The 25,850-nt window shown below is 48.8% G+C and carries 24 protein-coding genes, 3 rRNA genes and 1 pseudogene; 23 read left to right on the forward strand and 5 right to left on the reverse strand.

Going from position 1 to position 25,850, the window contains the following annotated elements; genetic code table 11:
* Positions 1-932 precede the first annotated feature (932 nt).
* The 3 genes from O3276_RS15780 to rrf all read left to right on the forward strand — a co-directional run bounded on the left by O3276_RS15780 (position 933) and on the right by rrf (position 6,092).
* Positions 933-2,474 (forward strand): 16S ribosomal RNA (locus tag O3276_RS15780).
* 305 nt (positions 2,475-2,779) lie between these two features.
* A 23S ribosomal RNA gene (locus tag O3276_RS15785) occupies positions 2,780-5,808 on the forward strand.
* Between the two features lie 168 nt (positions 5,809-5,976).
* A 5S ribosomal RNA gene (gene rrf / locus O3276_RS15790) occupies positions 5,977-6,092 on the forward strand.
* The 16S, 23S and 5S rRNA genes sit together here, the layout of an rRNA operon.
* Positions 6,093-6,331: 239 nt before the next feature.
* On the opposite strand, the gene O3276_RS15795 is transcribed toward rrf, so the two are convergent.
* Positions 6,332-6,673 (reverse strand): DUF29 family protein, encoded by a 342-nt coding sequence (locus O3276_RS15795; protein WP_332328277.1) that lies wholly within the window; start codon positions 6,671-6,673, stop codon positions 6,332-6,334.
* A 99-nt stretch (positions 6,674-6,772) separates the two neighbouring features.
* Between O3276_RS15795 and O3276_RS15800 the strand changes: the two genes are divergently transcribed.
* Together O3276_RS15800 and O3276_RS15805 are read left to right on the forward strand one after the other, a co-directional pair.
* Positions 6,773-8,026: an ISL3 family transposase gene (locus tag O3276_RS15800; RefSeq protein WP_269672191.1), complete on the forward strand. Its 1,254-nt coding sequence runs from the start codon at positions 6,773-6,775 to the stop codon at positions 8,024-8,026.
* A gap of 121 nt (positions 8,027-8,147) precedes the next feature.
* Positions 8,148-8,924: an IS5 family transposase gene (locus tag O3276_RS15805; RefSeq protein ID WP_269671653.1), complete on the forward strand. Its 777-nt coding sequence runs from the start codon at positions 8,148-8,150 to the stop codon at positions 8,922-8,924.
* On the opposite strand, the gene O3276_RS15810 is transcribed toward O3276_RS15805, so the two are convergent.
* Complete coding sequence (locus O3276_RS15810) at positions 8,917-9,096, reverse strand: DUF29 family protein (RefSeq protein ID WP_269672192.1); 180 nt, start codon at positions 9,094-9,096, stop codon at positions 8,917-8,919. The genes O3276_RS15805 and O3276_RS15810 overlap by 8 nt on opposite strands.
* Between O3276_RS15810 and O3276_RS15815 the strand changes: the two genes are divergently transcribed.
* The 4 genes from O3276_RS15815 to O3276_RS15830 all read left to right on the forward strand — a co-directional run bounded on the left by O3276_RS15815 (position 9,096) and on the right by O3276_RS15830 (position 10,855).
* Positions 9,096-9,290 carry a hypothetical protein gene (locus O3276_RS15815; RefSeq protein WP_269672193.1) on the forward strand — a complete coding sequence of 65 codons (195 nt, stop codon included), beginning with the start codon at positions 9,096-9,098 and terminating at the stop codon, positions 9,288-9,290. The genes O3276_RS15810 and O3276_RS15815 overlap by 1 nt on opposite strands.
* 9 nt (positions 9,291-9,299) lie before the next feature.
* Positions 9,300-9,653 (forward strand): hypothetical protein, encoded by a 354-nt coding sequence (locus O3276_RS15820; protein WP_269672194.1) that lies wholly within the window; start codon positions 9,300-9,302, stop codon positions 9,651-9,653.
* A 119-nt stretch (positions 9,654-9,772) separates the two neighbouring features.
* On the forward strand, positions 9,773-10,522 hold the full coding sequence (locus tag O3276_RS15825) for a hypothetical protein (protein WP_269672195.1): 750 nt from the start codon (positions 9,773-9,775) through the stop codon (positions 10,520-10,522).
* Positions 10,523-10,570: 48 nt separating this feature from the next.
* Positions 10,571-10,855, forward strand: coding sequence for a hypothetical protein (locus O3276_RS15830; RefSeq protein ID WP_269672196.1), 285 nt, complete (start codon positions 10,571-10,573; stop codon positions 10,853-10,855).
* Between the two features lie 194 nt (positions 10,856-11,049).
* On the opposite strand, the gene O3276_RS15835 is transcribed toward O3276_RS15830, so the two are convergent.
* Complete coding sequence (locus tag O3276_RS15835; RefSeq protein ID WP_269672197.1) at positions 11,050-11,265, reverse strand: hypothetical protein; 216 nt, start codon at positions 11,263-11,265, stop codon at positions 11,050-11,052.
* Positions 11,266-11,714: 449 nt separating this feature from the next.
* Between O3276_RS15835 and O3276_RS15840 the strand changes: the two genes are divergently transcribed.
* The 3 genes from O3276_RS15840 (at position 11,715) to O3276_RS15850 (ending at position 14,620) form a co-directional block, all read left to right on the forward strand.
* On the forward strand, positions 11,715-13,118 hold the full coding sequence (locus tag O3276_RS15840; RefSeq protein ID WP_269672198.1) for a TrkH family potassium uptake protein: 1,404 nt from the start codon (positions 11,715-11,717) through the stop codon (positions 13,116-13,118).
* Between the two features lie 155 nt (positions 13,119-13,273).
* Complete coding sequence (locus tag O3276_RS15845; protein WP_269672199.1) at positions 13,274-13,900, forward strand: YjfI family protein; 627 nt, start codon at positions 13,274-13,276, stop codon at positions 13,898-13,900.
* Between the two features lie 30 nt (positions 13,901-13,930).
* Positions 13,931-14,620: a PspA/IM30 family protein gene (locus O3276_RS15850; RefSeq protein ID WP_269672200.1), complete on the forward strand. Its 690-nt coding sequence runs from the start codon at positions 13,931-13,933 to the stop codon at positions 14,618-14,620.
* Here O3276_RS15850 and O3276_RS15855 read toward each other — a convergent pair whose 3' ends face one another.
* Positions 14,621-15,253: a LysE family translocator gene (locus tag O3276_RS15855; RefSeq protein ID WP_101747453.1), complete on the reverse strand. Its 633-nt coding sequence runs from the start codon at positions 15,251-15,253 to the stop codon at positions 14,621-14,623.
* Positions 15,254-15,412: 159 nt separating this feature from the next.
* Between O3276_RS15855 and O3276_RS15860 the strand changes: the two are divergent.
* The 4 genes and pseudogenes from O3276_RS15860 to O3276_RS15875 all read left to right on the forward strand — a co-directional run.
* Positions 15,413-16,006 (forward strand): annotated as a pseudogene (locus O3276_RS15860) (DUF2491 family protein); the annotation flags it as partial.
* A gap of 80 nt (positions 16,007-16,086) precedes the next feature.
* Positions 16,087-16,497 (forward strand): DUF350 domain-containing protein, encoded by a 411-nt coding sequence (locus tag O3276_RS15865; protein ID WP_101747451.1) that lies wholly within the window; start codon positions 16,087-16,089, stop codon positions 16,495-16,497.
* 19 nt (positions 16,498-16,516) lie between these two features.
* On the forward strand, positions 16,517-17,053 hold the full coding sequence (locus tag O3276_RS15870; RefSeq protein ID WP_269672201.1) for a DUF1190 domain-containing protein: 537 nt from the start codon (positions 16,517-16,519) through the stop codon (positions 17,051-17,053).
* A complete protein-coding gene (locus tag O3276_RS15875) occupies positions 17,053-18,225 on the forward strand; it encodes a glutathionylspermidine synthase family protein (RefSeq protein ID WP_269672202.1) in 1,173 nt (390 codons plus the stop codon). Before O3276_RS15870 ends, O3276_RS15875 begins: the two co-directional genes overlap by 1 nt.
* A gap of 50 nt (positions 18,226-18,275) precedes the next feature.
* Here O3276_RS15875 and O3276_RS15880 read toward each other — a convergent pair whose 3' ends face one another.
* Positions 18,276-18,926, reverse strand: a complete 651-nt coding sequence (locus O3276_RS15880) for an outer membrane beta-barrel protein (protein ID WP_269672203.1) — start codon at positions 18,924-18,926, stop codon at positions 18,276-18,278.
* 874 nt (positions 18,927-19,800) lie between these two features.
* Between O3276_RS15880 and O3276_RS15885 the strand changes: the two genes are divergently transcribed.
* The 7 genes from O3276_RS15885 to atpA all read left to right on the forward strand — a co-directional run bounded on the left by O3276_RS15885 (position 19,801) and on the right by atpA (position 25,806).
* On the forward strand, positions 19,801-20,703 hold the full coding sequence (locus tag O3276_RS15885) for a LysR substrate-binding domain-containing protein (protein ID WP_269672204.1): 903 nt from the start codon (positions 19,801-19,803) through the stop codon (positions 20,701-20,703).
* A 339-nt stretch (positions 20,704-21,042) separates the two neighbouring features.
* Positions 21,043-21,528, forward strand: a complete 486-nt coding sequence (locus O3276_RS15890; RefSeq protein WP_269672205.1) for a F0F1 ATP synthase subunit I — start codon at positions 21,043-21,045, stop codon at positions 21,526-21,528.
* Positions 21,529-21,681: 153 nt separating this feature from the next.
* The gene (atpB, locus tag O3276_RS15895) at positions 21,682-22,563 is read left to right on the forward strand and encodes a F0F1 ATP synthase subunit A (protein ID WP_269672206.1); all 882 of its coding nucleotides are present in this window, start codon (positions 21,682-21,684) and stop codon (positions 22,561-22,563) included.
* A gap of 110 nt (positions 22,564-22,673) precedes the next feature.
* A complete protein-coding gene (gene atpE / locus O3276_RS15900; RefSeq protein ID WP_020581950.1) occupies positions 22,674-22,925 on the forward strand; it encodes a F0F1 ATP synthase subunit C in 252 nt (83 codons plus the stop codon).
* A gap of 125 nt (positions 22,926-23,050) precedes the next feature.
* Complete coding sequence (locus O3276_RS15905) at positions 23,051-23,521, forward strand: F0F1 ATP synthase subunit B (RefSeq protein WP_269672207.1); 471 nt, start codon at positions 23,051-23,053, stop codon at positions 23,519-23,521.
* 14 nt (positions 23,522-23,535) lie between these two features.
* Complete coding sequence (locus O3276_RS15910; RefSeq protein WP_286196553.1) at positions 23,536-24,075, forward strand: F0F1 ATP synthase subunit delta; 540 nt, start codon at positions 23,536-23,538, stop codon at positions 24,073-24,075.
* A 186-nt stretch (positions 24,076-24,261) separates the two neighbouring features.
* On the forward strand, positions 24,262-25,806 hold the full coding sequence (gene atpA, locus O3276_RS15915; RefSeq protein ID WP_209276722.1) for a F0F1 ATP synthase subunit alpha: 1,545 nt from the start codon (positions 24,262-24,264) through the stop codon (positions 25,804-25,806).
* Positions 25,807-25,850 lie beyond the last annotated feature (44 nt).

Here is a 25,850-nt window from a genome sequence, read left to right on the forward strand (position 1 = left end):
ATGCCCTTGATAGCATTGGACTATGTCTCCGAGGATGTGATCCCTGCTACAACGTTCTACATTTAGGTACGATGGGGGCAGCTCAGTGATAATCCTGACACCATGGTGGAAAAAAGTGTTGATGAGATCAGGAGGAAGCCCAGAGGAATTATTTGTCGCTGGATTGTCAGGGAGGGCTCTACCAGAAAGCATTGCAGTAAATGACGGAAATGGCTGGGCGGCTTGCATTTGAATTTCCTGTTATCACGTTCAAGCCCTTTGGATCATGAAACAGGATGAAAAGTTTCAGGCAGTAATATTTTTGTCGTGAAAAATTCCTGAGTCCGGCGCAGCCAATCAAACGGGCGGTGTGTTCATAGACTGGCTCATAAGTACTACTAATATTTTATTACATCGGTTGTTCTAGGTGATTGTACGTAAAACGACTGTCGCTTATTGATTAAAGTCAAAATTTCTCTATCATGCGCCTCACTTCCACGGACTGACCCAAACGGTCACCCACGGATCAGCAGAATGAATCATCATCGCTGACCGGGAAGTGCGGTTTGAAAATGGTTGTTTGGAAGTAAATGAAAAATAACCGGTTGACAAATCAAACTGGCGCGGTAAGATGCGCCTCCGCTGACAGGGCTTCGGGCAACGTCAGCGAGTTGGAAAGCTTCTGAAAAATGATTGCTTGACAACGAAGGTCGCCACGGTAAGATAGGCGGCCTTGCTGATCGGCACTGACTGCTGAACCAGCGATTGAATCACCATGATTCAATCAGTTCTTTAACAAGATATCAGACAATTCGTGTGGGCGCTTGTGCGATTGCATCGGTTACAAAAGGTTAACGCCTTTTGTTAATAGTTAAATGCGACGCTTAAGCGAACATACTCGTTAATTTGCAGTAAGTTCTATTGAGCATATAAATTTTTCGCATGAAAAATTTAAACTGAAGAGTTTGATCATGGCTCAGATTGAACGCTGGCGGCAGGCCTAACACATGCAAGTCGAGCGGTAGCAGGAAGTGCTTGCACTTCGCTGACGAGCGGCGGACGGGTGCGTAACACGTAGGAATCTGCCTGGTAGTGGGGGATAGCCCGGAGAAATCCGGATTAATACCGCATACGCCCTACGGGGGAAAGGAGGGGATCTTCGGACCTTTCGCTATCAGATGAGCCTGCGTCGGATTAGCTTGTTGGTGGGGTAAAGGCCTACCAAGGCGACGATCCGTAGCTGGTCTGAGAGGATGATCAGCCACACTGGGACTGAGACACGGCCCAGACTCCTACGGGAGGCAGCAGTGGGGAATATTGCACAATGGGCGAAAGCCTGATGCAGCCATGCCGCGTGTGTGAAGAAGGCCCTAGGGTTGTAAAGCACTTTCAGTGGGGAGGAAAGGTTGAAGGTTAATACCCTTCAGCTGTGACGTTACCCACAGAAGAAGCACCGGCTAACTCCGTGCCAGCAGCCGCGGTAATACGGAGGGTGCGAGCGTTAATCGGAATTACTGGGCGTAAAGCGTGCGTAGGCGGCCACCTAAGTTGGATGTGAAAGCCCCGGGCTCAACCTGGGAACTGCATCCAAAACTGGGTGGCTAGAGTACGGGAGAGGAGTGTGGAATTTCCTGTGTAGCGGTGAAATGCGTAGATATAGGAAGGAACACCAGTGGCGAAGGCGACACTCTGGCCTGATACTGACGCTGAGGTACGAAAGCGTGGGGAGCAAACAGGATTAGATACCCTGGTAGTCCACGCCGTAAACGATGTCTACTAGTTGTCGGTTGTCTTGTACGACGGGTAACGCAGCTAACGCGATAAGTAGACCGCCTGGGGAGTACGGCCGCAAGGTTAAAACTCAAATGAATTGACGGGGGCCCGCACAAGCGGTGGAGCATGTGGTTTAATTCGAAGCAACGCGAAGAACCTTACCTGGCCTTGACATCCTGCGAACTTTCTAGAGATAGAAGGGTGCCTTCGGGAACGCAGAGACAGGTGCTGCATGGCTGTCGTCAGCTCGTGTCGTGAGATGTTGGGTTAAGTCCCGCAACGAGCGCAACCCTTGTCCTCAGTTACCAGCACGTTATGGTGGGCACTCTGGGGAGACTGCCGGTGACAAACCGGAGGAAGGTGGGGGACGACGTCAAGTCATCATGGCCCTTACGGCCAGGGCTACACACGTGCTACAATGGTGCATACAGACGGTTGCCAAGCCGCGAGGTGGAGCTAATCTGAGAAAGTGCATCGTAGTCCGGATTGGAGTCTGCAACTCGACTCCATGAAGTCGGAATCGCTAGTAATCGTGAATCAGAATGTCACGGTGAATACGTTCCCGGGCCTTGTACACACCGCCCGTCACACCATGGGAGTGGGTTGCTCCAGAAGTAGTTAGTCTAACCGCAAGGAGGACGATTACCACGGAGTGATTCATGACTGGGGTGAAGTCGTAACAAGGTAGCCCTAGGGGAACCTGGGGCTGGATCACCTCCTTAAACGAAAACCGACGTCCATAAGCGTTCACACGAATTGTTTGATGATAAAACTGCATGCGCAGTTTTATTAGTCATTGTTCTTTAAAAATGTGGAATCCAAATTTAAGCTGAATTGATTTAAATAATTTAACTTCGGTTAAATCGTTTAAAGAAAATTCTTGCTGAGACACTCTCAAGTTAATTACCGAAAGGTAATAGCTAATGTGTATGGCGATGAATTTCGAAAGAAATTCATTTGATCGTTAAAGGTAGTTGTATTGACTGACCTCTAATGATTTACGAAAGTAAATCGTTTCGGGTTATATGGTCAAGTGACTAAGCGTACACGGTGGATGCCTTGGCAGTCAGAGGCGATGAAGGACGTGGTAATCTGCGATAAGTCTTGGGGAGCTGATAAACAAGCTGTGATCCAGGAATTTCCGAATGGGGAAACCCAACGGCGTAAGCCGTTATTCCTTACCTGAATACATAGGGTCTGGAAGGCGAACCCGGGGAACTGAAACATCTAAGTACCCGGAGGAAAAGAAATCAATTGAGATTCCCCCAGTAGCGGCGAGCGAACGGGGACCAGCCCTTAAGTAATTTTTGGTTTAGTGGAAGACTCTGGAAAGTGTCGCCATAGTGGGTGATAGCCCCGTACACGAAAGGCCAATCATTGTGAAATCGAGTAGGACGGGACACGTGAAATCCTGTCTGAACTGTCTTCGGACGAGGGGGGGACCATCCTCCAAGGCTAAATACTCCTGACTGACCGATAGTGAACCAGTACCGTGAGGGAAAGGCGAAAAGAACCCCGTTGAGGGGAGTGAAATAGAACCTGAATCCGTGTACGTACAAGCAGTGGGAGCACCTTCGTGGTGTGACTGCGTACCTTTTGTATAATGGGTCAGCGACTTACTTTCAGTGGCAAGGTTAACCGTTTAGGGGAGCCGTAGGGAAACCGAGTCTTAATAGGGCGTGTTCTTAGGAACAACAGTCGCTGGGAGTAGACCCGAAACCGGGCGATCTATCCATGGGCAGGTTGAAGGTTGAGTAACATCAACTGGAGGACCGAACCGACTATCGTTGAAAAGCTAGCGGATGACCTGTGGATAGGAGTGAAAGGCTAATCAAGCCCGGAGATAGCTGGTTCTCCTCGAAAGCTATTTAGGTAGCGCCTCGTGTCTCACCATCGGGGGTAGAGCACTGTTTGGGCTAGGGGGTCATCCCGACTTACCAACCCCATGCAAACTCCGAATACCGATGAGTGCAATCACGGGAGACACACGGCGGGTGCTAACGTCCGTCGTGGAAAGGGAAACAACCCAGACCGTCAGCTAAGGTCCCAAAGTTCTAGTTAAGTGGGAAACGATGTGAGAAGGCCCAGACAGCCAGGAGGTTGGCTTAGAAGCAGCCACCCTTTAAAGAAAGCGTAATAGCTCACTGGTCGAGTCGGCTCGCGCGGAAGATTTAACGGGGCTCAAACTAGACACCGAAGCTACGGGTACACACGTTTGTGTGTGCGGTAGAGGAGCGTTCTGTAAGCGGTTGAAGGTGTGTTGAGAAGCATGCTGGACGTATCAGAAGTGCGAATGCTGACATGAGTAACGACAAGGGGAGTGAGAAGCTCCCCCGCCGGAAGACCAAGGGTTCCTGCGCAACGCTAATCGGCGCAGGGTGAGTCGGCCCCTAAGGTGAGGTCGAAAGACGTAATCGATGGGAAACAGGTCAATATTCCTGTACCCCTTTTGACTGCGATGGAGTGACGGAGAAGGCTAGGTCGGCGCAGCGTTGGTTGTCTGCGTTTAAGATCGTAGGCTGGGGTTTTAGGCAAATCCGAAACCTCAAGGCCGAGAATTGATGACGAGGCTCTACGGAGCTGAAGTGATTGATGCCATGCTTCCAGGAAAAACTTCTAAGCTTCAGGTCATAAGGGACCGTACCCCAAACCGACACAGGTGGTCAGGTAGAGAATACCAAGGCGCTTGAGAGAACTCGGGTGAAGGAACTAGGCAAAATGGCACCGTAACTTCGGGAGAAGGTGCGCCGGCTTTGGTGATCGGACTTGCTCCGTAAGCTGAGGCTGGTCGAAGATACCAGGTGGCTGCGACTGTTTATTAAAAACACAGCACTGTGCAAACACGAAAGTGGACGTATACGGTGTGACGCCTGCCCGGTGCCGGAAGGTTAATTGATGGGGTTATCTCACCTCCAGATTGCTTTTGCTGCAAGGCAAATGATGGAGCGAGCGAAGGAGTTTACAAAAAAATGACTGAGCGAGCGGAATCATTTAACGCAGTCAGCAAGAGCAATGTGGTGGTGAGAGAAGCTCTTGATCGAAGCCCCGGTAAACGGCGGCCGTAACTATAACGGTCCTAAGGTAGCGAAATTCCTTGTCGGGTAAGTTCCGACCTGCACGAATGGCGTAACGATGGCCACGCTGTCTCCACCCGAGACTCAGTGAAATTGAAATCGCTGTTAAGATGCAGCGTATCCGCGGCTAGACGGAAAGACCCCGTGAACCTTTACTACAGCTTCACAGTGGATCTTGATGTTGCCTGTGTAGGATAGGTGGGAGGCTTGGAAGCGGTGACGCCAGTCATCGTGGAGCCATCCTTGAAATACCACCCTGGCAATATTGAGGTTCTAACCCGGGTCCCGAAACGGGATCGGGGACATTGTGTGGTGGGTAGTTTGACTGGGGCGGTCTCCTCCCAAAGAGTAACGGAGGAGCACGAAGGTGTGCTAAGTACGGTCGGACATCGTACGGTTAGTGTAAAGGCACAAGCACGCTTGACTGCGAGAGGTACATCTCGAGCAGGTGCGAAAGCAGGTCTTAGTGATCCGGTGGTTCTGCATGGAAGGGCCATCGCTCAACGGATAAAAGGTACTCCGGGGATAACAGGCTGATACCGCCCAAGAGTTCACATCGACGGCGGTGTTTGGCACCTCGATGTCGGCTCATCACATCCTGGGGCTGAAGCCGGTCCCAAGGGTATGGCTGTTCGCCATTTAAAGTGGTACGCGAGCTGGGTTTAGAACGTCGTGAGACAGTTCGGTCCCTATCTGCCGTGGACGTTGGAAGTTTGAGAAGAGCTGCTCCTAGTACGAGAGGACCGGAGTGGACGGACCACTGGTGTTCGGGTTGTGTCGCCAGACGCATTGCCCGGTAGCTATGTTCGGACGGGATAACCGCTGAAAGCATCTAAGCGGGAAGCCCCCTTCAAGATGAGACTTCCCTGAGGACTAGATCCTCCTAAAGAGCCGTTAAAGACTATGACGTTGATAGGTTGGGTGTGTAAGTGCTGTGAGGCATTGAGCTAACCAATACTAATGACTCGTGCGGCTTGACCATATAACGCCAAAGCGATTTAAAAGACAGTGGGCAGTCGACAGTAACCAGTCGGCAGTCAACCGCCATACGCAAAGAGTGTACAGCAAGAAAGCTTAATGAAGGATTCCAGAGTGAGTAGAAGTCAACTGGCGACTGCCAACTGCAAACTGCCCACTCAAAAAAGTTTAGCCTGGCGACCATAGAAGGTTAGAACCACCTGATCCCATCCCGAACTCAGCAGTGAAATGACCGATCGCCGATGGTAGTGTGGGGTCTCCCCATGTGAGAGTAGGTCATCGCCAGGCACCATATTTACCTTGGGTAAACTCAAGGCTGCAAACCCCGATAGAGCAATCTGTCGGGGTTTTTGCATTGTGCTATAGATATTCACTTCAAAATAATCATCGTGACAGTATTTTTTGCAGAAAGCTGGGGAGTGGAGCCCGATTGGTTGCCAATTTACTAGACAGATGGTTTTACAGTTTGAGTTGGCAGGCACTGGTACCATGACTGCTGTGATTGTGGCCAGTTCCATGGCGGAGCTTTAAGGGTATAAATCCAGCGACATCAGTTGTTCAAAAGTCCAGGGGCAAGTATCGGGAAAGCTGCTGGCCGTCAGCCGTTTTTGGGGAGAGTGAATGTATTTGTTCATCTGTTCAACAGCTTCTGCCCTGGCCATTGGATAACTTTGCGCAATAGCATCCCTCAGATGATGCTTCAGGGATGGGCTGTCTGCCAGAAGGTCGGTAATGTCGCTGCGAGGATTGTTGATGCTCGGCAGCCAGGTATGAATCACTTTAGCCTGCACCCAGGGGTCTTGAAGCACCCGAAGCTGATAGTCCATTTTAAATAGATGCAGTATTAAAATTTTCGGCTCTTCAGGGATAACTGTGGGTAGAAATCAACAAATTTGAAAAAAAAAGCACCAGCGGCTGATTTCAGGTATGTTTTTATTTGCAGACAAAAACAAGAAGAAACGCCGCTGATGCTGATAAAAACTATCCTCAATAAAGTTCATAAACTCAAGTCATTTGTTTATCAGGATGTAAAACTCGGTCTCTATCAAGGCTCTGAAGTATTCAATGTCATCGTGGTCCCACGCAAGAACGGCCATGCTATTTGCTCAGGATGTCAGCAACCAGCTCCGGGCTATGACCGTCTTGCTGAACGTCGTTTCGAGTTTGTCCCTCTCTGGGGAATCAGGGTTTTTCTGCTCTACAAAATGCGTAGGGTTGAATGCAAGACATGTGGCGTAAAGGTTGAGCAGGTTCCATGGGCTGAAGGCAAGAAGGAACTCACCAAAGTTTACATGCAGTTTCTGGCAAACTGGGCTAGAAAGCTCTCCTGGAAGGAGGTCGCCCGTACTTTCAATACCTCGTGGGAGAAGGTCTTCCATGCTGTTGAGTATGTGGTTGAGTGGGGCAAGAAGCATCGTTCACTTGATAATATCAAGGCCATTGGTGTTGATGAGGTGGCGTATCAGATCGGCCATAAATACTTGACTGTTGTCTACCAGATTGATCGCGACTGTACACGGCTACTATGGGTTGGTCAGGAGCGTACCGAAGCTACGATTCGCAGCTTCTTCGCTTTCCTGGGTACACAGCGTAGCCAGCGGTTGGAGTATGTCTGTTCTGATATGTGGCAACCCTACGTAAAAGCGATTGCGGTGTTTGCCAGCCAAGCATTACATATTCTGGATCGCTTTCATATCGTTGCCATGCTGAATAAGGCCATTGATGAAGTCAGGGCCACGGAACACAAACAGCTTCAGGCAGATGGTTATGAACCGGTGCTGAAAAAAACACGCTGGTGTCTGCTCAAGCGAAAAGAGAACCTGACCGAGAAAGAAGAGATCAAGCTGAACACAGTGCTTCAGTACAACCTCAAAAGTGTCAGAGCCTATCTTCTCAGAGAAGAGTTCCAAGTGTTCTGGGACTACATTTCACCACACTGGGCAGGAAAATACCTGGACCGGTGGTGTACAAGAGTGATGCGATCAAAGATAGAACCGATGAAGAAAGTTGCTAAAACTGTTCGACGACACAAGCCACTTATCCTGAACTGGTTCAAGGCGAAAAAGGCGTATTCCAGCGGTATCGTTGAGGGTCTGAACACCAAGATAAAACTCACTACGAGAAAATCATACGGTTTCAGAACCTACAGATGTGCGGAAATTGCGTTATATCATGCGCTTGGCAAGTTACCTGAACCGGAAATGACCCACAGATTTTACTGACGAGGCAAATTTTCAAACCGGACTTTAGAGACTGTTGTAAAAGTTACTGACCATTAACTCAGGATAAAAAACTCAACGTCGTCTATAACTACAGTATCTGATTAGTTTAAGGAGGATAATTATGTATCCATCCGACCTGACCAATGACGAGTGGGCAATCCTCAAGCCTCTATTCCCTGACCCTGGCTATGATACTCCAAAAAATGGGCGACCACGCGACTGGAGTTATCGTCTGATATTGAATGCCATATTCTATCTCACTAAAACAGGCTGTCAGTGGCGAATGCTGCCTTCTGACTTTCCACCATGGAGTACTGTCTACACCTATTTTCGAATCTGGAAACAAGATGGCACATGGAAGAAGGTGCATGATGCTCTTCGTGACCAGGTGCGAATTCAGGCGGGCAAAGAGCCACAACCAACAGCAGCAAGCATTGACTCCCAATCCGTGAAAACCTCGGTAAAAGGGGGGGATCGAGGCTATGATGGCGGGAAGAAAATAAAAGGCAGAAAACGTCATATAGCTGTTGATACTCTTGGCCTGATTCTGGTGGTATGGGTACACGCAGCCGCATTTAGTGATAGTTTTGCAGGTCAATTCATACTGGCTCACCTTAAGAAATACTTTAAAAACATCCGGAAAGTCTGGGCTGATTGTGGCTACCGGGGTTACCTTGAAGAGTGGTTTTATCGCTTCAAACCCAAAAGGGAACTTGAAATCACAAAACGCCCACGGGGAAAGTTTGTCGTTCAAGCCAGGCGCTGGGTTGTGGAGAGAACCTTTGGCTGGTTTGAAGGATCCAGACGTTTATCTAAAGACTATGAACAGCTGCCAAGGAGTTCAGAAGCCTTCGTTTATATATGCATGATTCGCATAATGCTACGAAGGTTTAAGTAGTTTTAAAACAGCCTCTTAGGGAACGACGATTGTTTTTCACGGCTTGCCCTAATTCTTCCAGCAGGTTTTTTATATCAAGCCGATCAAGCTGGCCGGATTGTAAAAACTGTTTTTGCTGCTCTGCCCATTGCTCATAGTCGGTATCATAAAGATTGTTTTTGCTGTTCTGCATTGCCTGCATCCTTTTTATTTACTGTTCATTATTTTAGGCTACCCATGGCCAAATTTCCCGCGCTGCCCGCCAGCGTAGACCGCTATGTGCACGAGTTCCTGAACTGCCTGGCCGGTCGCAGCGGCAATGCCGGAGACAAGGCAGTACTGCACAGCGAGCTGGCTGAACTGGGACTGGCCAAAGAAATAGGCTAGCGGTTAAGTTTGCCTGCCTCTGCCGTGGGTTCCATTACTGATACCCTGAAACCGGTTCAGCCAGAAATCACGGTCCCGGTAGATAGTGATGGAGAGAGTGGAGTAACAGCGCTGGATACATCCACCGCAGCCAACGGCCTGTCCACCAACGGCATTTTTGGTGCCGTAATCCTGCAATGGGATGCCCCGGCTTACAACGGTCATAACCAAACCGAAGTGTGGCGAGCACAGATAGATGACCGGGCACAGGCTTCTCTGATCCATGAAGCCAATGGCAGCCGCTATACCGATGTCACCCGCAACGACTATCTGGTGCTGAAACAAGGCCGGATCGAGTTGTACTGGTCGTGCTGTGCATTATGAAGGCTAATCTGAACGATTGAGCAATATCGTGGCTTTTGCCAATGAAGGCTTCACCCGACAGTCATTTTGCTGAATTATAGGGAGTGTACCGTGCAGAATGTCTATGAAAAGGAATTCATATGAACCCAATAATCCGCGAGTATGTTTATGCCTATGCTGTGGAGGTGGACTGGGGTGATTTATTTCCAGTGCGATCAAAAGTGGCGGCAGCGCTGAACAGTGTATTCCCGGCCATTGTTGGCAACCAGGTTTCTTGCCATGGTTATATCCGCAAAGATCATGACTGCATCCTGAGTTATCAGGAAGCACTTAAACGGATGAAAAAGGTGCGGGTATCTGCGCCACTGAGAACAAAAATTATCCAGATGGCCCAGAGTATGGATTACTATTTTGCCGACGAAGCGCCGGTATTGGATGTTTATGTGACGTTTGATGGCAGCCCGGTGACCGTGATCAATGATGATGGCGAGTGCTGTTTTCCGACTCCATTTCCCCTGAGCACCTGGAAACGCATTACTGAGACGATGCAGCCAGAGGCTTATGCCCGGGCGAACTGGCCTAAAAGGCGCAGGATGATTTTGAATACCATCAGGCACAATCTTGGATTTTATGAATATTATTCAGAGATGATGGGCAATGAGAGTGCCATGCGTCTTTTTGTGGATTATATAAAACGGTTTTTTCCAGAACTGGTAACTGGGCTCTCTGATTTTCTGGATAAAAAAGCGCATCATGGTCTTGTGCCTGCCAAATCCGTGAAAAACACTGAGGTTGATGATGATGCCTGTGACGCGGTGGTAAGACGGCACATCCATCAGGTTGATTTGTACGATATGACTTATGATGCGTTTTCTGATGTGTTTGAATAATGTGACTCGTCTATAATCCTGCTTCCCGAGGATCCAGGAGTTACTCCGGTGTTTAGCAATATCGTTTTGGTTGTTTTTATATTAATTGACCTTTGGCTATGGTTGGGCATTATTTCATCGGCAAGGGAATCTGGCATGGTTGTTCCACCGATGGTCGCAGTAGCGCTGTGTATGCTGATGCTTCTTGTTGGAGTGCTCCTGTCAGGGATTGCCTATTACCATCTGCTTTGGCTGTCGCTACTGATTATTCCCGGTAGTTTTCTATTGCTGACAACACGGAATGGGCTTTCTTTATTGATGGCCTTGTCGGTCATTTTTATGAAGAAACAATGATGAATTTTGGGGAGTTTTGCCATATCGAAATCAATGTCGTTTACCTTGAGTTTGCTCAAGGCTGCAAACCCCGATAAAGCAATTTATCGGGATTTTTTTGTTGGCAAGCATGCAGCCAGGTTGTTGTTTAGTTACGAATGAATAGGGCAAGAGTTCAAATACTACTGTTCCCATGGGCTTGAAGAACTGCAGCGTCATGAATCAAACCAAAAGACGATGCGCTCTGCTTTACTCTTTTGTAGCTGAGCCAGGTCCTGAAAATAACCTTCACCCAGAGCCTCTCTGACAGTATGAGTAACGAACTCTTCGGGAACACGAGTCGCTTCAATGTTTCTGTCTCGCAAGGGCTTGTCATAGTTATAGGAAGTCGTTTCTGAAACGAACACCGGCAACAAATGAAAAAACATCATAATCGCGATCGCTTAAAGGTTTATAGTCCGGGATTTCTTCCCATTGCCCAACATTATTTCTGAACTCAGCGTATGCATGTATGTCTGTACCCATAACTATTCAACCTCTGTGGTGATTTACCTCAGTTTTTCATAGTCAGCCGTCGTGTTAAGATGGTTGATACAATGACTTCTCCCCCATCATCTGGCTCATGGATTGGTATGGGAATATACAGAGTGGCTAGGTGTAAGCTTTTACAGACACACCTGCGCATACTGATAATAATGTTTTCTGATAATTGGCCGTTGGCTGTTTTCCCGTCATTCAGACCTGCTGAACCAAAAAAAGTTTCAGACCATAGGCCTGATGAGCCAGATCATTATTTTTCGAGAACAAAACGCAAAAGCTCTCAAGTTTCTTTAAGACCATGCATTACAAACCTGTACTATACGTCATTGGACTATTATTGATGACGCTGGCGGCACTGATGTGTATCCCGCTGGTTACTAATATTTTTTTTAATACGCCTGCTCACTACCTGGCTTTCACACTGTCGCCACTGCTGACGTTTGTCGTGGGTGGTATCTTAAGCTGGTCGTGCAAAACAGAAGCCTTTGGATTCCGGTCCAGGGAGGTTTTCCTGTTGACCAACTCAAGCTGGATATTGGTCTGTGTGTTTGGTGCGCTGCCTTTTATTTTTGAAACAGAAATCAGTTTTACCGATGCATTCTTTGAAACCATGTCAGGCATTACCACCACGGGCTCTACGGTGCTGGTCGGTCTGGATGATATGAATCCGGGTATTTTGATGTGGCGCTCAGTCCTTCAATGGTTGGGGGGGATTGGCTTTATTGTCATGGCGGTTGCGGTTCTGCCTTTTCTTAAGGTGGGTGGTATGCGTCTGTTTCAGAGTGAGTCTTCCGACTGGTCGGAAAAAGTAATGCCCCGATCCGGTGTGATTGCCAAGCGGATCGTTCAGATATACCTGGGGTTGAGCGCATTGTGTGCCATGGCCTATTACATGGGAGGAATGACGGCTTTTGAAGCCATCAACCACGCAATGGCAACGCTCTCAACCGGTGGTTTCTCCACCTCCGATGCATCAATGGCACATTTTGACAACCCTGCCATCCACTGGACTGGCATCATTTTTATGTTGGTGGGCAGTCTTCCCTTTGTTCTGTTGGTAAGATTTCTGTCGGGTAATGCCGAGCCGTTGTGGAAAGATTGTCAGGTTTGGGGCTTTCTTAAACTGATTGGGTTTCTCTGGGTCACCATGACAGCCTGGTTAGTGTTGAATTCTGACTACGGCATTTTTGCTGCACTGACTCTGGTTGCCTTCAATACGACATCTGTCATAAGTACCACTGGCTTTGCCCTTACCGACTACTCAATGTGGGGAGGTTTTGCCGGAGCTTCATTTTTCTTCCTGAGTTTTATTGGCGGTTGTTCAGGCTCTACCACTGGTGGCGTTAAGATCTTTCGTTTCCAGTTGGGGCTGAGGCTACTTAATGTGCAGCTGAAGCTGTTGAGCCACCCCCGGGCCTGCTTCAGCATGAAATACAATGGTCAGCCACTGACCTCTGATATTATTCGCTCATTTGTCGGGTTCACTTTTTTCTTTCTGATGCTGACAGGCATTATCACACTGCTACTCAGTTTGATGGGGCTGGACTTTATTACCAGCCTGACAGGAGCGGTCACAGCCATTGCCAACGTTGGGCCGGGGCTTGGAGACATTATTGGTCCTGCAGGAAACTTTGCACCACTGCCCGATATGGCCAAGTGGGTATTGGCAGCGGGCATGCTGATGGGACGATTGGAGGTCATTACCGTTCTGGTGATGTTTACGTCGGCGTATTGGCGACGATAAGACGCTATCTTTTCGCAAGCGTGATAAAAAGTTTACATAGCAGGCAGTTGAAAAAAATAATACGACCTTTATATTACATGTAATATTTGTTACATGTAATGGGTTGCCTGATCACTGAACTGGTCAGGCAACCCACTGATACAGAGAGTTCATTCATGGCCTTGCGGAAAAACGCTGCACATTATCAGCGACAGTTTCGCTCCAGGATGAGAGAGCAGGGGCTGGTAAAAAAAGAAATCTGGATTATGCCAGAAAACGCCAGCCTGCTGCGGGACATTGAGCAGCAACTACGGCAAATCGATTCCTATCAACCACCAGGACCTACCATCATGACCCAGTCATCAAGTGTTTGGACGATTCAAAGCTTATACGAAGCGTTGGCTAATGACCCACTGAGTACCAGTGGTAATGCGGTGTTGAATCTGGTGGATGGGACTGAGCCCTGTCTGGAAATCAGTATGGTTGAGTTTGGTGATCTGCCTATCTACCTGACGGTTTCCGGGGAGCAGATTATTGCCGATGCGGTGCTCTGGCCTTTTTCACTGGTCAAGGACCCGGTTGCGTTAAATGATGAGGTTTTGCGTACTCACAAATTATTTCCGCTGTCGACGATCAGTCTGGATCGCTTTCCGGATGGCAATGAGTACTACACCATTTTTGGTGCACTGAGTTCATCGTCTTCACTGCAGAATATCGTGCAGGAAATAGAAACACTGGCAGCCAATGCCATCAAGGCGACAGAAGCCTATGGGAATCACCTGGCTTCTGAGTCAGTGGCTTAATACCATCAAGCATTAAAACAGGTAAATACCATGAGCATTTGGAGTAAAGTGATGACGGCCCTGAAAGGGGCGACCAACGAAGTCGGTGAAGCGATTGCAGACAGCAATGCTTTGCGTATTCTGGATCAGGAAATTCGTGAGGCGAGTGATCAGCTGCAGCAGTCCAAGACTCAGTTGGCTGGCATCATGGCCAAGCAAAAACTCTCCTCACAAAAGTGTGCCGAGCTGAAGGAAAAAGTGGCTGAGTATGAAGGCTACGCCATAAAAGCCCTGGATCAGGGCGATGAATCGCTGGCTACAGATGTTGCCAGTAAGATTGCCGAGTATGAGGCGCAGCTTCATTCAGAACTGGAAATGGAAAAGAGCTTTGCGGGCAGCATCGTCAGCCTGAAAAAGGCCATTACGGATGCAGAAGCCAACCTTCGTCGTCTTAAGCAGCAGGTTGATACGGTTAAAGCGACAGAGTCCGTACAAAAAGCACAGGCTGCCTGTGCCGCCAAACACAGCGGTGTTAACTCAAAAATGGCGACAGCGACCGATTCTCTGGAACGAATCAAACAACGGCAGGCTGAGAGGGCTGCCCAGATGGAAGCGGCCAGTGAACTTTCCGGTGATACTGCTGAGAATGATCTGCAGGCCAAACTCAAGGCGGCGGGTATCACCAAGGGGGATGCTGATGCCTCCAGCGTATTGGAACGTCTGAAGGCTCGTCAGGGTTAGTCATGATGGGGGCGAGGTAAATGCTGTCCCGATGCCGAGAAGAATGAACGCTGAGCCTGTCATCCATTTGCCCCACTGCATGCGTTGCTTGCAGTGGAGTATTTGTTTGCCAACACTGCCAGCAAACAGCCCAACAGCTGCATCAATCGGAAAGGCTACCAGCACAAACGTCAGGCCGAGCATTAAGATATCAATGTGAGCCGAGGGGCTCGACGGATCAATGAATTGCGGAAAGAAAGCCAGAAAAAAAAGAATGACTTTCGGATTCAGCACATCTGTAATCACACCCTGATAAAAAATCTTTTTCAGGGCGGCGTTGGAAATACACTGTTCATTGCTATTCTCACCTTTCGAAAAAAAGAGCGTTCGGATTCCCAGGTAACAGAGATAAGCCGCCCCGGCATATTTAATCAGCGAAAAGCCCATGGTGGACGAGGCTATCAGGGCAGACAGCCCGAGAGATGCAATGATAGTATGGATAAGTACACCGGTATGAACACCCAGTGCAGAAATGAATCCGGCCATGGCTCCCTGGGAAAGCCCGCGGGTGGTGATATACAGTAAATCCGGCCCCGGAGCCAGGGCAAGGATCAGGGTCGCTATCAGAAATAGCGCCAGTGATGACTCAGACATAACGCGTTCTCTTTCTATTCGTAGCCATCTGTCAGGGGTTTAAGAGTATAGTCCCGATTTCTCTATCAAGCGTTTCAAAGGGTGGTTTGTTTTTATGATCTTTGACTGGTTTAAACGTAAGAAGAAGACGAAAGCAAGAGTGTTTCTTTACCATCGCCGCTTAATTTGCGGTTGGGCAGTGCGGTTGAATTGGATTTGTTACCTTTCCAGATGATCCGTGAACAGTTGGGATTCACCTTGCCAGAAGGGATTCAGACGATTGAGGCAGCAGGCTTCATTGATTTAGGGGCCGGTGCCTCGCTGTGCCGCTTTTATACGTCGGATGATGGCTTTATTCAGATATCAACCAGTGGCGGTTATGAAACGCAGAACATTGATGACATAAAATTCTTTGTCTTTGCACAAACCCATAACATTGCCAGTGAGAGCGGTGCGAGCCTTTGGGTCAGTGACTCTGGTTTGATTGGTGATAAGCGCTTTGAGCTGAATGAAACAGATTACCGCCGGGTCTGGGATGAGGCGGTTCCCGGTCGGATTGAACCGGTCAATTTCACGGAAACGGTTCACAGTCGTGATGAGTCGGTAACGGCTTATGATGTAGACCATCTGGCCATGCTCTATCAGCGACAAATCAGTGGCAGTGAGCGTTATGAATATCTCCTGGCGTCCCTTGAGTTCAGCGGTGAGGATGAAGCTACAGCTGTCGTAAGTTTAGGGTTTGATCTTGATCTTTCAGCCATGACGATCACTTGACCATTACGGCATGAATGAATTTCCGGTCTGGCAAGGGTATCCTTGTCAGTCAGTTCCAATAATGTTCAGGATGTAACAATATGATCGCCATTACCGACTATTTGGCCGGAGTTCCTCTTTTTCTTGCCTATTTTGCCGTTGCGCTGGTATTAACGGGGATTTATGTCCTGGTTTACACTTGGTGTACTCCCCATGAAGAGATGAAATTGATCAGGGCGGATGTGCCGGCTGCTGCCATTGCTTTTGCTGGCAGTTTAATCGGCTTTGTTCTGCCCCTGGCCAGTGTCATTGAAAACTCGATTGACCTGGTGGATATGGCGCTCTGGGGCGGTGTTGCCCTGATTGTTCAGTTGGCTACATTTTTTGGACTAAGACTGTTTATTCCGCAAATCTCAGAGCATATTGCAGACAATAAGCTGGCTTCTGGTATCTGGCTGGGGGGAGTATCAATCGCAGCCGGTTTATTGAACGCTGCCTGTTTGACCTATTAGTACCGGAGTTAAGGGAATAATGAAGCGTTCAAAGAAGTTGCAGCTTGCCATTATGGGAACCGCTCCGTTTGTGCTCAGTGGCTGCACAGACTCCGCCAGAGAAGCGCTGGTTTATAAAGACGTAGCCAGTTGCATCAGTGATGGCGTGATATCCGATTCGGTTTGCCGGTATGAATACAACAAGGCCTGGCAGAACCATCTAATGATGGCACCCAAATATAATGCCGTCTCAGACTGCCAGCAGGACTTCGGCACGACATGTCAGCAACTGGCTTCCGGAGAGTATATTCCAACCATGGAAGGCTTTATGCTTGCCGCAGAGCCTGGCTCAAGCAGAAGCTCTTTTACGGTTATTCCTCTCTATCTTGGCAGTGGCGGTTTTTTCCGGACGGGGAACTACGATAGGGTTGGCAGCAGTTATCAGCAGGGAAAGGTCATCGTTGATAAAAAAGCAACGGCCAAGCCTTCTTTGACCAAGCCTTCAATAAAAAGTACTACCATGAAGCGTGGTGGTTTTGGCAGCCGTTCTGCCGCACGAGGAAGCTGGGGGGGATAATGCTGCGTATTACCTCTGCGCCAAGAAAAGATTGGACCAGACTGGCGGAGTCCCTTGGGTTTAAGTTCCACACTATTGGTGGGGAAGCCTATTGGGATGAGACTGCTTATTATCAGTTCACCATGAATCAGGTCGAGCAGGATATAGAAGATCCTACCGCAGAGATCCATCAGATGTGTCTGCATCTGGTGGATCAAGCTGTGAATTCAGAACAGCTGATGGAGCGTCTGCGAATTCCCCGGTTTTTCTGGGACTATGTGCGTGATTCCTGGTTGAGAAGGGATTCCCATCTGTATGGACGAATGGATTTCTCATACGATGGTCAATCACCTGCCAAGTTCTATGAATATAATGCAGACACGCCCACATCATTATATGAATCCGCTTTTTTTCAGTGGCTCTGGCTGGAGCAGATGGTGGAAGAGAAGAAGCTTCCGCCAGACATCGATCAGTTCAATATCATTCAGGAAATGCTGATTGAAGCACTGGTGCTACTGAAAAAGCAGAAGATGGCCGGTGAGCCACTTTACTTCTCTTGCAGCCAGGACTCCGAAGAAGACTATGGAACCGTTGAATACTTCCGTGACTGTGCTGTTCAGGCAGGGCTTGGCACACAGTTTATTTACACTGAGGACATCGGTATCAGTCCGGAGGGCCAGTTTACCGACCTGGAAGATAGAACCATTCCCGGAATGTTTAAACTCTACCCTTGGGAGTTTATGTTTGAAGAAGCGTTTGGGAGTTACCTTCCGGGCAGCGATACATTATTTTTCGAGCCTCCGTGGAAGGCCATTCTGTCAAATAAAGCCATCCTTCCCCTTCTGTGGCAGGAATTTAAAGGACACCCTAATCTTTTACCCTGCTATTTCGAGGATGAAAAACCGGGAGATGACCTGGGAAGTCACTACGTTAAGAAACCGGTTTTTTCCAGAGAAGGTGCAAACATCGCAGTGATGGACAATGGTAAGACGACGGTGACCGTTGATGGGCCCTATGTCGATAGTGGCTATGTTCTACAGAAATATCAGCCTCTGCCGGTATTTGCCGGAAATCATACTCTGATCGGCAGCTGGGTTATTGCTGATCGTCCTGCAGGTATCGGTATAAGGGAAGATAACTCGGTGATAACCCGGGACAGCTCAAGGTTTGTGCCGCATGTAATCAGGGAGTAGTTAAAAAAAGACCCTGACTTGATAACGGAGCAGGGCCTTTGGTGAGTCATTTAAAAGTGGATGGATGCGGCAACGTAAGCTTGGCAAGAGTCGTTTACTTTCAGTTTGGTATCCTCAAGCCCCTGAAAATGGTTAGAAATGCCGTTAGTCAGGTATTTTACACCAGCTTCCAGATCGATATTGTCAATCTGATAAATTACCCCTGCCTGGGCACCGTAGGCAAAGCCCCATTTCTTTTTAAAACTGTCTTCAACTGACGTGCCGCCTGAAGTAAAAGACCCACTGGCTTTTGTTTCTGTGGCACCAAGGGTTAAACCAATAAACGGCTGAACATCCCATTCAGGCATAAACAGATAATCGGCAGAAACCAGAAGGTTAAGCTGCTTAATGTCGTGAACTTTAAAATCGACACCGTTAGAGCCCCATTGAGCGTCTTTCGGCTTAAGATAACCAGCAGTGAAATAGACTCTGGCCTCGTCATCCATAAAGCCGCCAAGGCGAAGCCCGAAAAAGCCAGTATTGTCACTGTCATCAACCGATGAGCCGGTACCGTCAAGCTTTACTTTGGTCTTGGCATAGCCACCTTCAAGGCCAACAAAAATATCATTATCCGTCCAGCCATCATCCCACCCGGTAGCCAGGGCAAATGAAGAAACCGCAGAAACCGCAAGCGCGGTTAATAGTGACGTTATCTTTTTCATGGTTATTCCATATCAAATGTGTGTATAAGAAATTACGAGCCTTATCTATGTGCAATAGCTCAGACTCGAAATAAGGAATCGTTGCTAAAATAGCTTAATTTCTGAGTAAATAAGATAGGACACCTTAAAGTTTGAACTCATAGTAACTATTAAAAACAGCGTTTCGTTATTAATCAATGAGTTTATATAGAACACAAATTTGGTTTCTGCCATTTTCATTTAGTGTACTAAGGTACAATTTTTATTAAGGGTGGTTGGTTCTAAAGCATAAACACGGTGAGTGTAAATTAAAAAGCTGGTGAAATTTCTTTTTTGAATTTGATTGCTAAGATAGAAGTTTTGAATATATTTTGGAATATTGAAAATATCGCTAAAACATTTATGCAATTTTATTTTTGTTCAAGATGTGGAAATTAATATTTGTTTTTAATGCTTTTTAGAATTTTCAGATTAATATCGATAGCGGTTGTTCTGGTTTGATGTATTATGCGTTTTTGTTTTGACAATAATAAAAAAGCCACTTAAAAGTGGCTGATATTAACAACTTTACCAAGATACTAATTGAGGACTACTTAATATGCTTGTCAGCTTCTTTAAAGAAGAGTGCCATATCATTCCACGGCGTTGTCTTTCTGAGAATGCGTCTGCAAGTTACGATCGTTTCAAAATAGGGGGTCTGTTTCTTCAGCTCAACCCAGCCGCTGATACCACTGTTTTTCATGATACAACTCGAATTAACTGAATAAATTCAGTGATGGGATAACAATGATTTTAGTATATGTCGGTGAAATTATTATAAAAATCAATAATACTTTGTGAGCCTATCAAGTATTCTTATGCCTTGATTCTGTTGATGGAATAGGCTGTACATTAAATGCATATTACGCTTCGTCAGCTGGAAATATTTCGGGCGGTGGCTCAGTACGCAAGGGTGACTGGTGCTGCTGAGAGTTTGCATATTTCTCAACCAGCGGCCAGCATGGCGTTATCGGAACTGGAAAAACACCTGGGACCACTGTTTGACCGTAATCAGGGCGCAGGTTTGAAGATGAATGATTCCGGTCGTGCCCTGTTGCCAAAGGCATCCGAATTGATTGATCGCGCAAAGGAGCTGGAAAACCAGTTTGCCGGGGATGGATCCTATGAGTCGGGTTCTCTGGTTTTGAATGCCAGCTCCACCATAGGCAATAACCTGTTGCCCAAAATGCTTGCCCGATTCAGGGAGAGTTATCCCGGTATCAGAATTGATCTGGAAATTGATAATACCCGCGTCATTGAGCAGCGGCTGCTGGATTTCAACACAGATCTTGCGGTCGTTGAGGGTGTCTGCCTGCATCCGGATATCGAGGTAACCACATGGCTGGAAGATGAGCTGGTGATTATTTGCAGTCCGGATCATCCATTGGCCAATAAGGGCAATATTCCACTCTCTTCACTGGCCAATGAGTTGTGGGTATTAAGAGAACCGGGCTCGGGTACGCGGGAACTGTTCGATGAGATGATTGCTACTCAGTTGTCGTCGCCTAAGGTTGCCATGGTGCTGAACCGTTCAGAAGCGGTGAAACAGGCGGTCAGTGACGGTGTTGGCATCGCCTGTATTTCAAGTCTGGCGGCAAAGTCCACTCTGGATACCGGGCATATGGCAACGATTGGGGTGACAGGGCTGAACCTGAAGCGTCATTTTTATCTTTTGACCCATAAGAGAAAGTACAAAAGTACAGTTTTTACTCAGCTGTGCCAATTCATCCTTGCAAGCAAGCCCTTTGAAAACGTTTGATTTCTATACACAGGGCATTTGATTTCTCAGACGCTGCTTTTACCAGCTAAATGTCAGGGCATATTCCCTTTTCCCTTATACGGCGCGTGCTGACCGGCTGTTCTACCGAATTCTATGTTTTATGACTTTGTGAAATATTAATTGGTAGGTATGGTTTCGGTTGAATATAGGTACTATTACCCATATACTGCGGCCGCTGGGATGTCAGAAATCATCAATCAAATAACAGGTACTGACATAATCCAACAAAGTATTACGCGGTGTGCATGCAATAATCTTTTGCTCCCCCTTTTCCTGATGAAAGCGGGGAAAGATAACTGAGCAGTAGTTAACGGAAGTATGTCAGAAGCAAAAGCCTGGAAGCAGCAGATAGCAATGGGTCGTGATGACTGGTCTGGATTTGCCAGCCGCAAGTCCGGTCGTTCTGATCATCGTCAATACATGTGGCTCCAACAGCCACCAGTGCATCGTGTTATTGTCGCCCAGTTGGTGGTATCCGCGGTGCTGGCCCTGGCACTGCTTCCCCTGGGAATCACTTTTGCATTGTCTTCGTTTCTGGGAGGACTCTGTTGCTCACTGCCCAATGCATATTTTGTATGGCGAGCGTTCCGCTATCGTGGCGCACGCTCGGCAAAACTGATTGTCAGCTCATTTTACCGTGGAGAAGCTGGCAAACTGGTTCTGACCACAGCGGGTTTTATTCTGGTGTTTACCCTGGTTAAACCGCTGGAACCCCTGGCACTGTTTGGAACGTTTATCATGGTTCAGGCAGTCAGCTGGTTTGCTCCATTGCTGGTGGTTCGTCGGCAAAAGCCAGTCAAGTAATGGTTGGTAGACAACGCCCCGCCCATGGCGGTTGATTGCTGAAGAGTGTTTAAGTGGAAAAGCTGCTTACGGCCTGGTCTGATTTCAGATCGGATGTTGAGGGTCGGGCAGCTTTGATATTGACAATGTAATGGATGATGAACAGGATTAGCCATGGCAAATACTGCTACTGAATACATACAGCACCACTTGCAGAATTTGACGTATGGTCAGCTGCCTGCTGGTTATCAGCGAGTTGATGCTTATGGGCATCCTCAGGGTGTTCTCACCGAGCCAACCTGGACTTTTGCTCTGACCCCCGCTGAAGCCAAAGAAATGGGGTTCTGGGCAATTCATGTAGACAGCATGCTCTGGTCGGTGTTCCTCGGCTTTGTGTTTGTTCTCCTGTTCCGCTTTGTTGCCAAAAATGCCACAGCTGGCGTTCCCGGTAAGCTGCAAAATGCCATTGAGTCCATTGTCGAATTTGTTGACACCAGCGTTCGCGAATCGTTCCATGGCAAAAACCCACTGATTGCACCCCTGGCCCTGACCATTTTTGTCTGGATCTTCTTCATGAACCTGATGGACCTGATTCCTGTGGACTGGATTCCCGGTCTGGCAACACTGGCAGGCATTCCCTACATGAAGATCGTGCCATCGACAGACCCGAACATCACCATGTCCATGTCGATCAGTGTCTTCTTCCTGATGCTCTTCTTCTGGATCAAGGTGAAAGGTGTGTCTGGCCTGTTCTCTGATCTGGCTTTACACCCATTCTCCAGCAAGAATCCGCTGGCGAAGGTTATTCTGATTCCTGTCAACCTGCTGCTGGAAACGGTGTCCCTGTTAGCCAAACCCGTTTCCCTGGGGCTGCGACTGTTCGGCAATATGTATGCCGGTGAACTGATATTTATCCTGATTGCCATGATTGGCTGGGCGCAGCTGCCACTGCATTTTGGCTGGGCTGTCCTGCACATTCTGGTTATTACCCTTCAGGCTTACATCTTCATGACCCTGACCATTGTTTATCTGAGCAGCGTTCATGAAGAACACTGAGTGAAAGGTAACCGGGCAGCGTATCCTTCAGGAGAGCTGCCCACTGGATAAATTTACTTTAACTAACCACTGAATCTCACAACACACGACCTGAAAAGTCGGGAGGAAATATGGAACTGGTAGTTGGTCTGACAGTAATCAGTGTTGCCATCATGCTGGGTGTAGCGGCGCTGGCAACGGGTATTGGCTTTGCCCTGCTGGGCGGCAAATTCCTGGAAGGGGTTGCCCGTCAACCGGAAACTGCACCTATGCTGCAAACCAAAATGTTCATCGTTGCGGGTCTGCTGGATGCGATCCCAATGATTGCCGTTGGTATTGCCCTGTTCTTCACCTTTGCTAACCCGTTCGTTGGACTGCTCTAAGCAAAGACGTTAATGCCCGACCAGGTGCCAAGCCACGCAGGTCGGTTCCCCCGGGAGCCGACCTGCGTTGAGAAAAGGCCAGGCTCTGAAAGGAGCCAACGACATTAACTAAAAGAGGTGTTGGCGTGAATTTAAATGCAACTCTGATCGGCCAATCCATCGCTTTTATGTTCTTTGTGTGGTTCTGCATGAAATATGTGTGGCCACCTCTGACCAAAGCGCTGAGTGACCGACAGCAAAAAATAGCCGATGGTCTGGCTGCTGCTGATAAAGCAGAAAAAGACCTGGCTCAGGCCAATGACAAGGTTGCTGAACTGCTGAAAGAAGCAAGAGCTGAAGCCCAGGGCATCATTGAGTCAGCCAACAAGCGCGCAAACCAGATTGTCGATGACGCCAAAGAACAGGCCCGTGCTGAAGGTGACCGCCTGAAGGCCGCTGCTGCTGCTGAAATTGAGCAGGACGCTAACCGGGCTCGTGAAGCATTGCGGACGCAGGTGGCAAGCCTCGCTATTGCCGGTGCCGAACGAATTCTGGGTGAACGTCTGGACGAGGCAGCGAACAGCAAGCTGGTTGATGATCTGGCGGCGGAACTTTAAGAGGGCTGGAGATCATGGAATTAACAACCTGTGCCCGTCCCTACGCCAAAGCGGCATTTGAATATGCCCGTGATGCATCACGTTTGAGCGAATGGTCTGACATGCTCTCGCTCTGTGCCAGTGTGAGCGCATACCAGAAAGTGGTTGAGCTGCTGGGTAATCCGCAATTGAGTGGTGCGCAACAGGCAGAAACCATTATCGGACTGTGTCAGGGCGACGGTTCACTGGATCAGCCGTTTGAGAATTACCTTCGGGTGTTGTCAGAACATCGTCGTCTGCAACTGCTGCCTGAAATTGCTGTCCTGTATGCCCGGTTGCGAGCGGAAGAAGAACGTTCCCAGCAGGTGCAGGTGACGTCAGCGTATCCCCTGAGTCAGGAGCAGCAAGATAAACTGGCAGAAAAAATGGCGGCCAGACTTGGACGTTCTGTGCAACTGGTGACAGAGATCGACAGTAGCATTTTAGGTGGCGTTATCGTCAAAGCGGGTGACCTGGTCATTGATGGCAGTCTCCGTGCCCGGCTGGGCAAGCTGGCCGATGCGATGATTTCCTGAGTAATCAATACAGCCTTGAGCTCAACAATAGAGAGTAGGAGGCCGCGGCGCTCATGAGCCCAAAGGTGCAGTTTTTCACTCAGGCTTCTGTCAGGTGCCAACAGCAATAGTGCCCAGGGCGGAATAAGCCATCGGGTTGAGAATCAATAAAACTGTACTTTTGTGGTTAAGTGGGGCAGGTAAGCTATGCAGCAACTGAATCCTTCCGAGATCAGTGACATCATCAAGAGCAGAATCGAGCAGCTTGATGTGTCCAGTGAAGCCCAGAATGAGGGCACGATTGTCAGCGTAACTGACGGTATTGTACGTATTCATGGTCTGGCGGATGCCATGTACGGGGAGATGATCAAGTTCCCGGGCAATGTCTACGGTATGGCGCTGAACCTTGAGCGTGACTCTGTCGGTGCAGTGGTCCTGGGTGACTACGGCGATCTGGCTGAAGGCCAGACCGTTCAGTGCACCGGTCGAATTCTTGAAGTACCCGTGGGCAATGAACTGCTCGGGCGTGTAGTCGATGCCCTGGGTAACCCCATTGATGGTAAAGGTGCCCTGCAAACCGGGCAGACCTCTCCCCTGGAAAAAGTAGCACCCGGCGTTATCGCCCGTCAGTCGGTGGATGAGCCGGTGCAAACCGGTTACAAGGCCGTTGACTCCATGGTGCCCATCGGCCGTGGCCAGCGTGAGCTGATCATCGGCGACCGTCAGACTGGTAAAACCGCGCTGGCTATTGATGCCATCATCAACCAGAAAGGCACAGGCGTTAAGTGTGTCTATGTTGCTGTGGGTCAGAAGCAGTCCACCATTGCCAACGTGGTGCGCAAGCTGGAAGAGCACGGTGCCATGGACCACACCATTGTGGTGGCAGCCGGTGCGGCTGATCCTGCGGCCATGCAGTTTCTGGCACCGTTTGCCGGCTGCTCCATGGGGGAATACTTCCGTGACCGTGGTGAAGATGCCCTGATCGTCTACGATGACCTGACCAAACAGGCTTGGGCTTATCGTCAGATTTCCCTGCTGCTCCGTCGTCCACCGGGCCGTGAAGCTTATCCTGGCGATGTCTTCTACCTGCACTCCCGTCTGCTGGAGCGTGCGGCACGGGTGAATGCGGATTACGTTGAGAAGTTCACCAACGGTGAAGTGAAAGGCAAGACCGGTTCCCTGACCGCACTGCCCATCATCGAAACCCAGGCCGGTGACGTATCAGCCTTCGTACCCACCAACGTTATCTCCATCACCGACGGTCAGATCTTCCTGGAAACCGACCTGTTCAACGCCGGTATCCGTCCTGCCATGAACGCCGGTGTCTCGGTATCGCGGGTAGGTGGTGCGGCCCAGACCAAGATCATCAAGAAGCTCGGCGGTGGTATCCGTCTGGCACTGGCCCAGTACCGTGAACTGCAGGCGTTTGCCCAGTTTGCTTCTGACCTGGATGAAGCCACCCGTAAGCAGTTGGAGCATGGTCAGCGGGTGACTGAGCTGATGAAGCAGACCCAGTACGCCCCCATGTCGGTAGCGGAAATGGGGCTGGTCATCTTTGCCGCTGAGAAAGGGTTCCTGGCAGATGTGGCCCTGAACAAGATTGGTGACTTTGAAGCCGCCCTGATCAGCTATGCCAATGCTGAGCACAGTGCGCTGATGGCGACCATCAATGAGTCCGGGGACTACAACGGCGAGATTGAAGCAGGCCTTAAAGAAGTTATTGAGAAGTTCAAGGCCACCCAGACATGGTGATCAGTTGTCAGTGGGCAGTTGTCAGTGGGCAGTGAACAGCCTGA

This window comes from Endozoicomonas sp. GU-1, from assembly GCF_027366395.1.
Taxonomy (GTDB): domain Bacteria; phylum Pseudomonadota; class Gammaproteobacteria; order Pseudomonadales; family Endozoicomonadaceae; genus Endozoicomonas.